10 protein-coding genes and 1 other annotated feature are annotated in these 15203 nt (G+C 36.3%); of the genes, 9 read left to right on the top strand and 1 reads right to left on the bottom strand.

The window, feature by feature from the left end; all coding sequences use genetic code 11:
* Positions 1–8 precede the first annotated feature (8 nt).
* Positions 9–1088 (top strand): M42 family metallopeptidase, encoded by a 1080-nt coding sequence (locus HCJ50_RS14020; protein WP_185347648.1) that lies wholly within the window; start codon positions 9–11, stop codon positions 1086–1088.
* 25 nt (positions 1089–1113) lie between these two features.
* Positions 1114–1872, top strand: a complete 759-nt coding sequence (locus HCJ50_RS14015) for a TrmH family RNA methyltransferase (protein ID WP_185347650.1) — start codon at positions 1114–1116, stop codon at positions 1870–1872.
* 99 nt (positions 1873–1971) lie between these two features.
* Here the strand turns inward: HCJ50_RS14015 and HCJ50_RS14010 are convergent, their stop codons facing one another.
* Positions 1972–2331, bottom strand: coding sequence for a DUF6054 family protein (locus HCJ50_RS14010; protein WP_185347652.1), 360 nt, complete (start codon positions 2329–2331; stop codon positions 1972–1974).
* A gap of 157 nt (positions 2332–2488) precedes the next feature.
* Between HCJ50_RS14010 and HCJ50_RS14005 the strand changes: the two genes are divergently transcribed.
* The 7 genes from HCJ50_RS14005 to HCJ50_RS13975 all read left to right on the top strand — a co-directional run bounded on the left by HCJ50_RS14005 (position 2489) and on the right by HCJ50_RS13975 (position 14698).
* Positions 2489–2812, top strand: a complete 324-nt coding sequence (locus tag HCJ50_RS14005; RefSeq protein WP_003721618.1) for a winged helix-turn-helix transcriptional regulator — start codon at positions 2489–2491, stop codon at positions 2810–2812.
* Between the two features lie 92 nt (positions 2813–2904).
* Positions 2905–3135, top strand: a binding site (T-box leader).
* Positions 3136–3180: 45 nt separating this feature from the next.
* Entirely contained in the window at positions 3181–4233 is a 1053-nt protein-coding gene (gene pheS / locus HCJ50_RS14000) for a phenylalanine--tRNA ligase subunit alpha (protein ID WP_185347654.1), read from the top strand.
* Positions 4233–6641 carry a phenylalanine--tRNA ligase subunit beta gene (gene pheT / locus HCJ50_RS13995; protein WP_185395660.1) on the top strand — a complete coding sequence of 803 codons (2409 nt, stop codon included), beginning with the start codon at positions 4233–4235 and terminating at the stop codon, positions 6639–6641. The genes pheS and pheT overlap by 1 nt, the downstream gene beginning before the upstream one ends.
* A gap of 116 nt (positions 6642–6757) precedes the next feature.
* A complete protein-coding gene (locus HCJ50_RS13990; protein WP_185347658.1) occupies positions 6758–7459 on the top strand; it encodes an ABC transporter ATP-binding protein in 702 nt (233 codons plus the stop codon).
* Positions 7460–7472: 13 nt separating this feature from the next.
* Entirely contained in the window at positions 7473–10883 is a 3411-nt protein-coding gene (locus tag HCJ50_RS13985) for an FtsX-like permease family protein (protein WP_185347660.1), read from the top strand.
* Between the two features lie 146 nt (positions 10884–11029).
* Positions 11030–11482, top strand: a complete 453-nt coding sequence (locus HCJ50_RS13980) for a MarR family winged helix-turn-helix transcriptional regulator (protein ID WP_185347662.1) — start codon at positions 11030–11032, stop codon at positions 11480–11482.
* Positions 11483–11497: 15 nt separating this feature from the next.
* A complete protein-coding gene (locus HCJ50_RS13975; protein WP_185347663.1) occupies positions 11498–14698 on the top strand; it encodes an MMPL family transporter in 3201 nt (1066 codons plus the stop codon).
* Positions 14699–15203 lie beyond the last annotated feature (505 nt).

The following is a 15203-nucleotide window of genomic DNA, read 5'->3' as shown; positions in this document are numbered from 1 at the left end:
TATTTTATATGGATGAACAATTAAAGATGTTAAAAGCGTTAACTGATGCGAAAGGTATCCCTGGTAATGAGCGTGCAGTTAGAAACGTATTTCGTGAATACATTGAACCGTTAGCTGATACGTTTGAAATGGACGGTTTAGGTAGCGCAATTGCTAAAAAAGTAGGTAATGAAGCTGGACCAAAAATTATGATAGCCGGTCATTTAGATGAAGTCGGTTTTATGGTCAGCCAAATTGATGATAAAGGATTCATCAAATTTCAAACAGTAGGTGGATGGGTTTCACAAGTCATGCTTGCACAAAAGGTAACGATAGTCACTCGTGCTGGGGAAGAAATTACGGGTGTGATTGGTTCAAAACCACCACACGTTATGACCGCAGCAGAACGTCAAAAATCTTTTGATATTAAAGATATGTTTATTGATGTTGGTGCAATTGATAAAGCCGAAGTTGAAAGTTACGGAATTCGTCCTGGTGATATGATTGTTCCTGCTTTTGATTTTACAGTAATGAAAAATGAGAAATTTTTACTTGCAAAAGCATGGGATAATAGAATTGGCCTTGCAATTGCCATTGAAGTACTAAAAAACTTACAAAAAGAGCAACATCCTAATATTGTTTATGGAGTTGGAACAGTTCAAGAAGAAGTAGGCTTACGCGGAGCAAAAACAGCAACACATTTTGTTCAACCAGATATTGGATTTGGTGTTGACGTTGGTATTGCAGGAGATACTCCAGGTGTAACAGAGAAAGAAGCAATGAGTAAAATGGGGAAAGGACCACAAATTGTTATTTATGATGCGTCAATGGTTGCACACGCAGGTCTTCGTGATTTTGTGACCGATGTTGCGGACGAATTATCCATTCCTTACCAATTTGAAGCTATACCAATGGGCGGAACAGATTCTGGTTCTATCCATTTAACTGGCAATGGAATTCCTTCGCTATCCATTACTATCGCAACCCGTTATATCCATTCGCATTCATCTATGTTACATCGCGATGATTTCGAAAATGCAGTAAAATTAATTACGGAAGTTGTTAAACGACTTGATCAAGAAAAAGTAACAGAAATTCGACTAGGTTGAGTTTCGAGAAATGAGGAAAACTTTCATGGAGCAGATTCAATCTGTAAAAAACGACCGTGTGAAAACATGGAAAAAATTACAAACTAGAAAAGGCCGAGATAAAACAGGTACTTATTTGGTTGAAGGTTTTCATTTAGTAGAAGAATCATTACGCCAAGACGGTCTCGTACTAGAGTTACTTGTTTCAAAAGGTGTATCTGTTCCAGAAGAGTGGCTAAAAGGACATTACGATATTTTTGAGATTAGTACAGAAATCAGTCATTTGATAAGTGAGACGATGACAGAACAAGGAGTCTTTGCGGTAGTTGCTACTGTTGAACCGGACTTGATATTGCTTTACGGAAAAAAACTACTTTTAGTTGATGCCGTTCAAGATCCTGGTAATGTTGGCACTCTGATTCGTACAGCAGATGCAGCAGGATATGATGCCGTAATTCTTGGGCGTGGCAGTGCAGATCTTTATAATCCAAAAGTTATTCGTAGTGCGCAAGGTAGCCATTTCCATATTCCTGTAATCCAAGCGAACTTAGTGGATTGGATTGTGAACTTGGAAGAAGAAGGTGTACCAGTAATTGGAGCTGTTCTTGATAATCAAGCTAAGTCTTTAAATGACACAATGAAACGAGATACACTAGCTTTAATGGTTGGGAATGAAGGAAATGGTATCTCAGCAGAATTACAAGCGCGATTGTCAGAAAAAGTGTATATTCCGATTTATGGTGATAGTGAATCATTAAATGTCGCTGTTGCTGCAGGAATTTTATTATACGGATTACGAAAATAATAAAAAAGAGTGCTAAGTATGTATGCGCCCCTAAAATTAGAATAAAAATCTAACATTAGGGCGCACTACAGTAATTAAAAACTTGCGCACTCTTTTTATTTATACTTCTTTCATTTGCTCCATTTCTACTTCACGTATAACGACATTTTTTAAATCTGCTACCACACTATGCATATAATCAAACGCTGCTCCCCAATCAAAATCTGTAAAAAAGTCATTCGAGCTACCTGTTGAAATAATGGTAACCTCAGTTTCTCCGTGAAAGTTATTAATATTTACAAATAAAGCTGCCCGATTAGAGGAACGGAAATAATATTTTTCGCAAGCAAGCATCGCCAAATCTCCAAATTCAAATGTTTGAATCTCTGAAAAGACAATATTAGAACCAACTTGACCTCGTTTAATAATCTCTAAAGTCTCAGAAACATCAGTTTTTACAAGGTAACGAATAGATGGCATAGTAACTTCTCCTTTTTATCATATTTCTTATAAATAGCTTAATTCAAAGGCAGAAATAGGTCAAATAGACCCACGGCTTACTAAAAATAAGCAACGTGGTATTAATTAGTTACTTTCTGATGATAAATATGTTACAATATCTTGAGAGGTGAGAATTATGACTGATGCACATACAGTATGTCCGAAATTTGAATCGGCGTTCCAATTATTAGGTAAACGCTGGACAGGACTTATCATCAATGTCTTACTGACTGGTCCAAAACGGTTTAAACAAGTTGCCGCTGAGATACCACAAATGAGTGATCGGGTGCTTGCAGAACGTTTGAAGGAACTTGAGGAAATGGATATTTGCTTAAGACAAGTATATCCAGAAACTCCTGTACGCATTGAATATGAACTAACTGAAAAAGGTAAAGCACTCCAAGAAGTAATGCTAGAGGTCCAGTGCTGGGCTGATAAATGGGTGGAAGTGCCAAATTAAACGAAGGATAATCTCTCCTCTAAATTTGGAGGGATTATTTTTTAGCTTGAATATTTGATTAAAGCATATTATAATAGAAACTATCTAAATACAAAAAGACAATGAAAGAGAAAAGTAACAAAGTGCGTCTGGATAGGGAGAAGTGGTCAAAGACTGGAAGCCACTTTGCAAACAAATTTGTGAACATTTCATCTCTGGAGTCGCCACTGGGAAGCGTAGTTAACGTGAAGGTGGACCGGTTACTAAGCCGTTATCAAAATTTTGAGTGGGAGCAATTTAGTTGTTCTTATTAGGGTGGTACCGCGAGAAGCCTCGTCCCTTTGTGGATAGAGCTTTTTTATTTTGTCTAAAAAGAAGGAGTGAACAGTATGTTAGAACAGTTAAAATTACTAAAAAGTGAGGCAGAAATAGAAATTGCCGCGGCAACAGATCTAAAAACATTAAATAATTTACGAGTGAAATACCTTGGTAAAAAAGGTCCTATGACAGAAATCATGAAACAAATGGGGAAACTTTCTGCTGAAGAAAGACCCAAAATGGGTTCACTCGCTAATGAAGTAAGAACAGCTTTAACAGAAGCCATCTCTGAAAAACAAACAATTTTAGAAGAAGAAGCAATTAATGAAAAGCTGAAATCCGAAACAATTGATGTAACTTTACCTGGAAGTAAGCCAAGTATTGGGACAAGCCATTTGTTGACTCAAGTAGTGGAAGAAATGGAAGATATGTTTATAGGAATGGGGTACAAAATTGCTGAAGGTCCAGAAGTAGAACTAGATTATTACAATTTTGAAGCATTAAATTTACCTAAAGACCATCCAGCTCGCGATATGCAAGATAGCTTTTATATTACAGAAAATACTTTACTTCGCACACAAACGTCACCAGTACAAGCAAGAACGATGGAAAAACATGATTTTAAAAATGGTTCCATCAAAGTAATTTGTCCAGGTAAAGTATATCGTCGTGATAATGATGATGCGACTCACTCCCATCAATTTACCCAAATCGAAGGACTAGTGGTTGGTGAAAATATTACTTTTGCAGATTTAAAAGGAACCTTAACTGTACTTGCTAAAACTATGTTTGGCGAAGAACGTGAAATTCGTTTGCGCCCATCATTTTTCCCGTTTACAGAGCCTTCCGTTGAGATGGATATTTCTTGTTTTAAATGCGGTGGAAAAGGGTGTCGAGTTTGTAAAGGAACCGGGTGGATTGAAATTCTAGGTAGTGGCATGGTTCATCCAAATGTACTTGAAATGTCCGGAATAGATTCTACTCGTTATAGTGGGTTTGCTTTTGGTATTGGACCAGAACGGGTTGCCATGTTGAAATATGCGGTAGATGATATTCGCCATTTATATACCAATGATTTACGCTTTACGAAGCAATTTCAAAGTACAGAAACGGGGGAAATCTAATGTTAGTTTCATATAATTGGGTCAAAGAATTTTTTGAAGAGTTCCCGTTATCTGCGGAAGAGCTAGGGGAAGCAATTACAAGAACCGGAATCGAAATTGAAGGTGTAGAAGAATTAAGCGCTAGTTTGAAAAACATTGTTGTCGGGGAAGTTTTAACTTGTGAACGACACCCTGATGCAGAAAAATTAAATAAATGTTTAGTACAAACAGACGATGAAGAACCTGTACAAATTATTTGCGGGGCACCAAATATTGCTGCTGGACAAAAAGTGATTGTTGCTAAAGTTGGCGCAAGACTTCCCGGTGGTCTTAAAATTAAACGTGCTAAATTACGTGGTGAAGTATCAGAAGGAATGATTTGTTCACTCGCAGAACTAGGGTTTGAAAGTAAAGTTGTTCCTAAAGCTTATGCAGAGGGAATTTATGTTTTACCAGCACATGTGGAAGTTGGCGTGAGCGCAATCGCATTAATGGGTCTAAATGATGCAATTTTGGATATGGCTATTACACCTAACCGTGCAGATGCTTTAAGTATGAACGGTGTAGCCCATGAAGTTGGAGCAATTATTCACCAAAAACCAGCGCAACCAAGACAACCCGATGTTTCAGAAAAAGGAAAAGCGGAGGCATTTTTAACAGTAGAAGTGGAAAATCCTACCGAAACGCCTTATTATGCAATTAAAATGATTGAAAATATTTCTATCGAAGAATCGCCACTATGGTTACAAACAAAACTGATGAAGGCAGGAATTCGACCTCATAATAACGTGGTGGATGTCACTAATTACATTAATTTATTATATGGACAACCGTTACATTCATTTGATTATGATAAAATTGGCAGCAAAAAAATTGTGGTTCGTTCCGCTAAAGAACATGAGGAAATTGTTACATTAGATGGTGAAAAACGAAAACTTCAAGCTGGTCATACAGTCATTACAAATGGAATAGAGCCAATTGCAATTGCAGGGGTTATGGGCGGAGAATCTTCAGAAGTTACGGCAAATACTACAACTGTTGCGTTAGAAGGCGCTATTTTTAGTAGTTCTTCTATAGGGAAAGCATCAAGAGAATTATATTTACGCACCGAAGCAAGTATTCGTTATGATAAAGGATCAGATGCTTGGAAAGTTGAGAAAGCACTTGCTCATGGTGGTGCGCTAATCGCCGAACTTACTGGTGGCACATTAGTTGGTGGCGTTGTCGAAGTAGATAACCGTGAAAAAGCAATCAATAAAATTGAAACAAGCTTAACACGGATTAATCGCATTTTAGGAACGGAAATCACTCAATCTGAAATAGAAACTATTGTTAATCGACTTGGCTTTGTATTAGAAGTAAAAGAAGATGCCTTAATCATTGAAGTACCATCTAGACGTTGGGATATCACGATTGAAGCTGATATTTTAGAAGAAGTTGCTCGTATATATGGTTACGATGAAATTCCAGCTACACTTCCAGCAACAAATACAACTGGTGGCTTATCAGAAAGTCAAAAAATGCGACGTGTAATGCGTGCTTATTTGGAAGGTGCGGGACTTAACCAAGCATTGACTTATTCGTTGACTTCTAAAAAAGATGCAACTCGTTTAGCGCTAACTAACGAAAACACAGTAGCACTTTCAATGCCAATGAGTGAAGAACATAGCCATTTAAGAACAAGTATCGTACCACAACTGATTCGTAGCGCAAGTTATAATATTGCTCGTAAAAATACGGATGTGGCACTTTATGAAATGGGAACAGTATTTTTTGCAACAGAAGGTGATAATTTACCAATTGAACAAGAACATTTGGCAGGATTGATTACCGGTAACTGGCAAGAGAATGATTGGCAAAAAGCATCGAAACCAGTAGACTTTTTCGTTCTAAAAGGTATTGTCGAAGGTTTAGTGAAGAAGTTAGGCATTAAAGCAGAACTAGTTTGGAAACAAACTGAAAAAGAAGAGTTACATCCTGGAAGAACTGCAAGCATTTATATAGAAGGAAAAGAAATTGGTTACCTTGCTGGTCTTCATCCAGCTTTAGAAGCAAGTGTCGATTTAAAAGAAACATATGTCTTTGAAATCAATGTGGAAGCATTACTTGCGGCATCTAAAGAAAAAATAGTCTACCATCCAATTCCACGCTATCCAGAAATGACACGTGATTTAGCGCTTCTTGTTGATAAAGAGACAGATCATGCAACGATTGAACAAGTTATCAAAGCGCATGGCGGGAACTTGTTGGTAAATATAGAGTTATTTGATATTTTTGAAGGTGCAAGCATTGGGGAAAATAAAAAATCACTCGCTTATACATTAACATTCCTTGATAACGAAAGAACACTTGTGGAAGAAGATGTACAAAAAGCAACAAATAAGGTTATCGAAGCATTACAAGAAAAATTAAACGCGATTATTCGTTAATTATCCAAGTTAACCTGTGAGAAACAATTTTCTTACAGGTTAATTTTTTAACTTCACTTAATGAATTAGTGCATGATATAATAATTAAATATGGCACAAAGTAAAGGACGGGAAAAATGACCTATGTAGAAATGAAAGATGTATCCAAATACTACCAAATGGGTGAGAATGTTGTTACAGCAAATGACAAAATAAACTTTGGAATAAAAAAAGGGGAATTAGTTATTATTGTTGGTCCTTCTGGTGCAGGTAAATCTACTGTTCTAAATATTTTAGGAGGAATGGACAACGCCAGTGAGGGCAAAATTATGGTTGATAACCAAGATATTGCTCAGTATAACACAAAACAATTAACCAAATATCGCCGAACAGATGTTGGTTTTGTTTTTCAGTTTTATAATTTAGTACCGAATTTAACTGCCAAAGAAAATGTGGAATTAGCTGCTCAAATTGCACCCAATGCTTTAGATGCGGAGACAGTTTTAACACAAGTCGGCTTAAGTCATCGTTTAAATAATTTTCCCGCACAACTTTCTGGTGGAGAGCAACAACGGGTGGCTATCGCTAGGGCTCTTGCAAAAGCTCCTAAATTATTACTTTGTGATGAACCAACAGGCGCACTAGATTATGATACGGGAAAATCAGTTTTAAAGCTGCTCCAAGAAACCTGTAAAAACACGGGTACTACAGTTATTATCATTACTCATAATACAGCAATAACTCCTATCGCGGACCGAATCATCGAAATTAATAATGCAAAAGTTCGAAGTATTAAAGAAAACCCGGAACCAATGTCTATTAATGACTTAGAATGGTAGAAAGGAGCAACTAGTGAAACGTACAGCATTATGGAAAGACATTTTCCGTGAAATTTGGCGTTCGAAAAGCCGCTTTATCTCAATTTTTATGTTGATTATGCTTGGGGTTGCTTTTTTCTCCGGACTTAAAGCGACAGGGCCAGACATGCTTTTAACTGCTGATAATTATTTTCAGAAATATGAGTTAGCAAATTTTCGTGTACAATCCACCTATGGCATAGATAAATCAGATAAAGAAGCATTAGAATCAATTTCAGGTGTAGAAGAAGTGGAACTTGGCTATACGGCAGATACACTGATGAAAGATAAAAATATAGTAACTAAATTATATTCCTTATCAGAAAAAGCAAACTTAAACAAATACAAAGTGATAAGTGGACATTTACCAGAAAAATCTGGAGAAATTGCACTGGATAACAATAAAGCGATTCACCAAAATGTAAAACTTGGCGATAAAGTAACTTTTGTGGATAGTAGCGGGGATGAATTAACTAATACATTAGCTAAATCAACTTATAAAGTGGTTGGTTTTGTTCAGTCACCTGCTTACATTCAAAAATCTGAACGTGGCTCAAGTACTGTTGGTAAAGGAAAAACAGATGCTTTTGGTGTCATTCCAGAACAAGATTTTGATTTGCCAGAATATACAGTTGCCAATATAACATTTCAAAATTTAGCCTCCCAAAAAGCTTTTAGTGATACATATATTTCCACAGAGAAAAAAGACAAGGCAAATATTGAAAAGGCACTTCAAGAACAACCAGCAAATCGCTTAGCTAAAATTAAACAAACAGAACAAAAGAAACTGGACGATGCAACAAATGATATTAATAAAACTAGAGCTGAACTGCAAGCAAATGAAGCTAAATTAGCAGACGCAAAAGCACAAATCGATACGGGTTTTTCAGAGTATAATGCCGCTAAAGCAAGTTACGAGGCTAAAATCAAGCAAGGTGAGGCAGAAATTACTGCTGGAGAACAGGAACTTGCTAATGCCAATACAAAACTTACTGCGGCTAAAATCCAAATTACCGACGGAGAAGAAGCACTTTTACAAGCAGAAGAAGAGCTAAATGATAATCAAGCTGTATGGGAAGATAACAATATCCTTTTAAACAGTGTTAATGGTTATTTAAGAACTGCACGATCAACTTTAGAAAATGCGTTAAGCCAACCAGATTTAACTAATTATCAATTAGACCGAGCAGCTTTAACAGATTCATTTGAACAAATTGCAACAGAATTAGAAATATCAGCGAGTGAAAAAGCTGATTATAAAGAGACATTAGATAATTTGATGGACGATTACGACAGCGGTACTATTACAGATGCTGAAATCCGTTCTAGTCTTAATGCAGCACTTGAACAGGTCGCTGCGGGAGAACAAGTTTATCAAGCTGCGCGAAATGAATTAAATGCTGGCAGACGACAACTAGATCAAGGTGCTAAAAATCTTGCGCAGAAAAAACAAGAATTACAAACAGCCAAAACCACTTATCAAACAGGGCTGGCACAATATGAGGCAGGAATGAAAGAACTTACTTCCGCCAAAAAAGAATTAGCTACTGGAAAAGAAACAGGACAAGCTGAATTACAACAGGCACTCACTAAGTTAAATACTGCAGAAGCTGAATACGAAAAAAATCTCAATTTATTTACAGCTGAAAAGAAAAAAGCAGAAACTAAACTTTCAAAAGCGGAAAAAGATGTCCAAATTGGTCAAGAAAAACTAGATGCATTAAAATCACCAAAATATTATGTACTGGACCGAAACGATAATCCTGGTTATAGCGAGTATAAAGAAAATGCAGATCGTTTAACTTCCCTTTCAACTGCTTTTCCTATCTTCTTTTTCTTAATTGCTGCCCTTGTTTGTTTAACAACAATGACTCGAATGGTGGAGGAACAAAGAACACAAATTGGGACATTAAAAGCATTCGGTTATTCCAATAGCAGCATCATTTTGAAATATCTTGTTTATGGTTCCATTGCGAGTGTGCTTGGAAGTGTCGTAGGAATCTTAATTGGTTTCCAGTTTTTCCCAAATATTATTTTTAATGCCTATAAATCAATGTATGCAATGCCATCCGTAGACATAGCATTTTACTGGAGTTACAGTCTATTAGCTTTATTTGTAGCACTACTTTGTACTACATTTACTGCATATGTGGCTTGTCGTGCGGAACTTCGCGCGAATTCAGCTACTCTAATGCGCCCGAAAGCACCAAAAATAGGCAAAAGAATTTTCTTAGAACGTATTCATTTTATTTGGCAGCGAATGAATTTTACAAGTAAAGTAACAGCACGTAATCTTTTCCGTTATAAGCAGCGGATGTTAATGACGGTACTTGGGGTAGCAGGTTGTACAGCGCTGATTTTGACAGGTTTTGGTCTTAGAAACTCTATTAGTGATATTGCCACAATGCAGTATGGGGAGATTATGAAGTATGATGCTGCCATCTATCAAGATACTAGCGCACCCAAGTCAGCGAAAGAAACGTATCAAGAACTTTTAGCAGATCCAAATGTTGCGAATAAATTGGCTTTTGCGCAAACCAATCTGGATGCAGTGAAGTCTGGTCAATCAGCACAAGCACTTTCGATTATTGTTCCTAAAAATGTAAATGAATTACCTGATTATATTGTGCTTCGCGACCGGGCAAGCCATACAACTGAAAAACTAACAAACGATGGAGCAATTATTAGTGAAAAATTAGCTAAATTATATGATATAAAACCAGGGGATAAAGTTACAGTTAAAAATGCGCAAAATGATAAGTTTAGCATTAAAGTTAGTGCGATTACCGAAAACTATGCAATGCACTACCTTTATATGACTCCAACTTATTATCAGCAAATTTTTGATAAAAAGCCTGTTTATAATTTAGATTTATTAATGCTAAATGACATTTCACAAAAGACCGAAACCGATTTTGCAGAGAAATTAGTGGACAGTAAATCGATTTTAAACGTAACATTCTCTAACAATGTAAGTTCGATGTTGACAGATACATTGGATAGCTTAAATATTGTTATTGTCGTACTGATCACTTCTGCTGCATTGCTTGCTTTTGTCGTATTATATAATTTAACAAATATCAATGTATCAGAACGCATTAGAGAATTATCAACCATAAAGGTACTTGGTTTTTATCCAAAAGAAGTGACAATGTATGTATATAGAGAAAACATTATTTTGACACTGATGGGGATTGTCACCGGTTTTGTACTTGGCTTTTTCCTACATCGCTTTATTATCACCACTGCAGAAGTGGACCAAATGATGTTTAGCCCAACAATTAATTGGACAAGTTACCTATTTTCTAGTATTCTTACATTAATTTTCGCTTCTATTGTAATGATAGTTATGCATATTAAATTAAAAAGAATTGATATGATTGAAGCACTTAAATCAGTAGAATAAGGAGAAACCTGCTTTTTGAAGCGGTTCTTAAAAGGAAAACTCAAAATTCACCTTTTAGGAGCCGACTCATTTTAGCAGTTTTTTTTATTTGACTAAATCCGTAAAAAATACTAAACTTAAAAAATAGTTAAAGGGGTGAACTTTATTTGGAAAAACAAAAAATAAAACAACTGATTCGTAGCTATCAACAAACATACATATTTGCATTAACACAAATTCATCAAGTTATATCAGAACTTTCTACTAATACTGCGGATATATCTATCGAGCAATTTTTTGCTTTACGTGAAGTTGCTGATAATGATGGAATTAGCGCAAGTGATATAGCTATTTCTTTATTAGTAAATAAAAGTGCAGTCACACCAAAACTTAAAAAGCTAGAAGAAAAAGGCTATATTATCCGAGCAAAAAATCCAAGTGATAAGCGAGCAATTGTTTTAACCATCACCGAAAAAGGAAATGAGGTTTATCAAGAATGTGAAAAGAAAATGGAAAACCTTATTAATGAATGGTTAGAAATTTTAGGAGAAACAGAGAGCGAACAATTTTTAAAGCTATATGAAAAAATCACCAGGTCAGTCATTCAAACAAGAATGTAAAAGGAGAGATTTGGTATGAAATGGGTTTTAAAACTACGATGGGCTATTTTGGCTTTTTGGCTTGTGGCAGCTGTTGTATTAATGCTAGTTGCGCCGCCCATGGCAGATTTAGTACGTGAAAAAGGGGAGCTAAAATTACCTGATGGCTATCCGTCTTCACTAGCTACAGAAATGCAAAAGAAACATAATCCTGATGAAAAAGGTTCGGCCTATATAGCAGTCTATAATGCGGATCATAAATTAACTGGGACTGATTTAAAGCATATCGAAAAATCATTGGACTCCATTGATAAAGATAAAGAAGCGCTCCATGTAACCAACGTTTTATCTAGTTTTAACCAGCCAGAATTAAAAGAAAAATTCTTATCAAAAGACGGAAAAACAATGGTGGCTACTTTAACAGTGGATGACTCAGAAGCTTCTGTTAAGAGCATTCGTAAGGCATTAGATAAAAAAATGGATATCCAAGGAATGGATAGTTATTTAACTGGGAATAAATTAATTCAAGAGGACGTTATACAAGGTTCAGAAGATGGCTTACATAAAACAGAAGGAATTACTGTTGTCTTTATTCTTGTCGTACTATTTCTTGTATTTCGTTCAGCAGTAGCACCATTTATTCCACTTATCACAGTTGGCATAAGTTATCTCGTAGCTCAAAGTTCCGTTGCTTTTTTAATCGACCTATTTAGTTTCCCTGTTTCTACATATACACAAATATTTATGGTTTGTATTATGTTTGGAATAGGAACGGATTATTGTATTCTCTTAATGAGTCGCTTTAAAGAAGAAATGGGCACAGGGTTAAATCCGCAAGAAGCTGTTCATGCAACTTATCGTACAGCTGGAAAAACAGTCATCTATAGTGGGGTAGCTGTGCTCGTGGCATTTACTTCTCTTTATTTTGTGCAGTTTGATTTATATCGTTCCGCTGTAGCAGTTGGCGTTGGTATTATCGTCTTACTGGCCTCACTCTATACACTCGTGCCATTTTTCATGAGTACACTAGGAACCCATTTATTCTGGCCATTAAATAAAAATATTAGTCATAAAGAAAATAAAGTTTGGGGAGCTGCTGGTAAATTCGCATTTGCAAGACCTTGGATAGCATTACTTATCGTGGCAGCCATTACTTTACCTCCAATATTACTTCACACAGGAACAGAATCATTTAACTCATTAGATGAAATTAGTGATAAATATCCATCAAAAAAAGGATTTGAAATTGTTTCAGATAGTTTTGGAGCAGGGCAAGTAGCACCGACGCAAATCTTTATTGAAAATGATGATAATATGCGGACAACAGATTATATTGCTCAAATTGAAAAAATTTCAGCAGATTTATCACATTTAAAAGGTGTCGATATGGTTATGAGTGCTTCACGACCAGCAGGGAAACGTGTGGATGATATCTACATTAACAACCAAGCCGGTCAAGTAAATAACGGTGTCAATCAAGCAACAGATGGTGTTGGACAAGTGAAGGAAGGGCTTGATTCAGCTAGCTCCGAACTAAAAAAATCGGAACCAGCGTTAAATCAGGCAGTGGAAGGTGTTAGTGATTTACAGCAAGGTACCGTCGCAACTCAACAAGGTATCACACAACTCCAAACCGCTCTTACACAAATTCAAACAGGTATTGAAAGCGGAGCAAGTGGAGCAGGTGACCTAAAACAAGGCATATCAGATGCAAAAACACAACTCACTGCACTACAAGATGGCGAGACTCAAATTCAAGCTGGTTATGTAGAAATTCAAAAAAATCTCCAAAGTGTAGCAGATCAGCTAAATAGTTTCACAGATCCAAATGCAGAAGCAATTGATACATCTAAATTAGAAGCGCAGTTTAAACAAATTGCAGATTCCTTCCAAACCTTCGCTGCGGCACATCCAGAAATTAGCAATGATCCTAAGTTCCAACAACTAGCCGCAAATATACAAGGCTTACAAACTGCTGGCACTGAACTTAAAACTGCCGCCGATAACCAAATGGCTACACTACAAACAAAAATGACCGAGCTAAATCAAGGTATCCAACAATTGGCTACTGCAATGGCCCAATTAAATGAACAATCAAAACAAATTTCTAGTGGTCTAAGTGCATTTAATTCCGGTCTTAGCCAAATAGAAACAGGACTTGATCAATTGGAACAAGGGTTAAATCAAGCCGCAGATGGTCAAAGTCAAGTTGTTGCTAAAATGCCCGAAATATCGACCGCTTTAAGTCAAATTGCTGCTGGACAAGGCGCACTAAAAGATGGATTTTCTGGAATTAGTGGGCAGATGGGTGAACTTACGAGTGGCTTAACCTCTGGAGCAGACGGTTTAGGCAAAGTACAAAGTGGTTTAAATACTGCAAATGGTCTTATCAATGATTGGTCCAATGTGCCGTATGCAAGTTCCGGAATTTATGTTCCAGATGAACTACTAAAAAATGAAGATTTTCAAAAAGTATTAGATCAATATATTTCTGATGACGGCAAACTAGCAACAATTAATGTTGTATTAACAAAAAATCCATATTCTAATGAAGCAATGGATTCAATAGATGATATTAATGAGCAGTTAGCAGCCAGCACAAAAGGAACTAAACTTGAAAATGCTAAAATTGGGATTGGCGGGATGACGAGCGCTAATTATGATACACGTGATATGTCCACCGCCGACTATCATTTAGTACTGATCATTGTTTTGGCAAGTGTATTTATTACTTTAGTTATTGTATTACGTTCTCTAGTAATGCCACTTTATTTAATCGCCTCACTCGTATTAACTTATTTCGCAGCCCTTGGTTTTGCAGAAATTATCTTCATGCGAATCCTAGGCTATAGTGGACTTACTTGGGCAACTCCATTCTTTGGATTTGTTGTTCTAGTCGCACTTGGGATTGATTATTCCATATTCTTAATGTCCCGATTTAACGAATATAATGGACTTTCGGTTCGTGAACGAATGATAAAAGCGATGAAAAACATGGGAGGCGTCATTTTCTCGGCAGTCATTATTCTTGGTGGAACATTTGCCGCAATGATGCCAGCTGGTGTTCTTTCGCTATTAGAAATTGCAACAGTAGTTCTAATCGGGCTTATCCTTTATGCCATCGTTATTTTACCATTGTTCGTTCCAGTTATGGTAAAACTTTTCGGTCGTGGTAACTGGTGGCCATTCATTACAAGAAAAGGAGACCATCAAGAAAACGTCCCACCAAAAAAATAACAACCAATAAAAAGCCGCATTTCCTTTTAAAGAAGTGCGGTTTTTGATTTCACTGGAAATAATTTATTAGTTTGCAGAGCCATCTTGTTTTAAACTATGCCAATTCCACGAAAATGAATACCAAACAAAAAATCAATTTTCCTGATATATATGGTATGTTTAATTCCTTAAAACACACCCCCTATCCAAATGTAAAGGTAGTGATACTTGTATAAGGTTCATATCATAGTCCCGGAAATGTGATTAGTTGATTACTTTTTTCCTTGATTAGGTGATCGAAAAGGATGTTTTTATTTCGCACTATTATCGTGTCGATTTTGGTACCGCTGATTTTTTCAAGCGAATGAAATTTTTTCCTAAGATAAAAAAGATCTTCATCAATCCATGGTGCCTCTAGTTTTTTACCCTTACACACAGATAGTTATAGCTGACATAGTACAATAAAAGTAGACCCAGGGTTAGAGAAAAAATGATAAAATAAAAGAAAGAAAACCCAAGTGTCAAA

Origin of the sequence: Listeria immobilis (assembly GCF_014322765.1) — a bacterium.
GTDB lineage: Bacteria > Bacillota > Bacilli > Lactobacillales > Listeriaceae > Listeria > Listeria immobilis.
The sequence above is the reverse complement of the archived record's forward strand: the minus strand, read 5'-3'. Positions and strand labels throughout refer to the sequence as shown.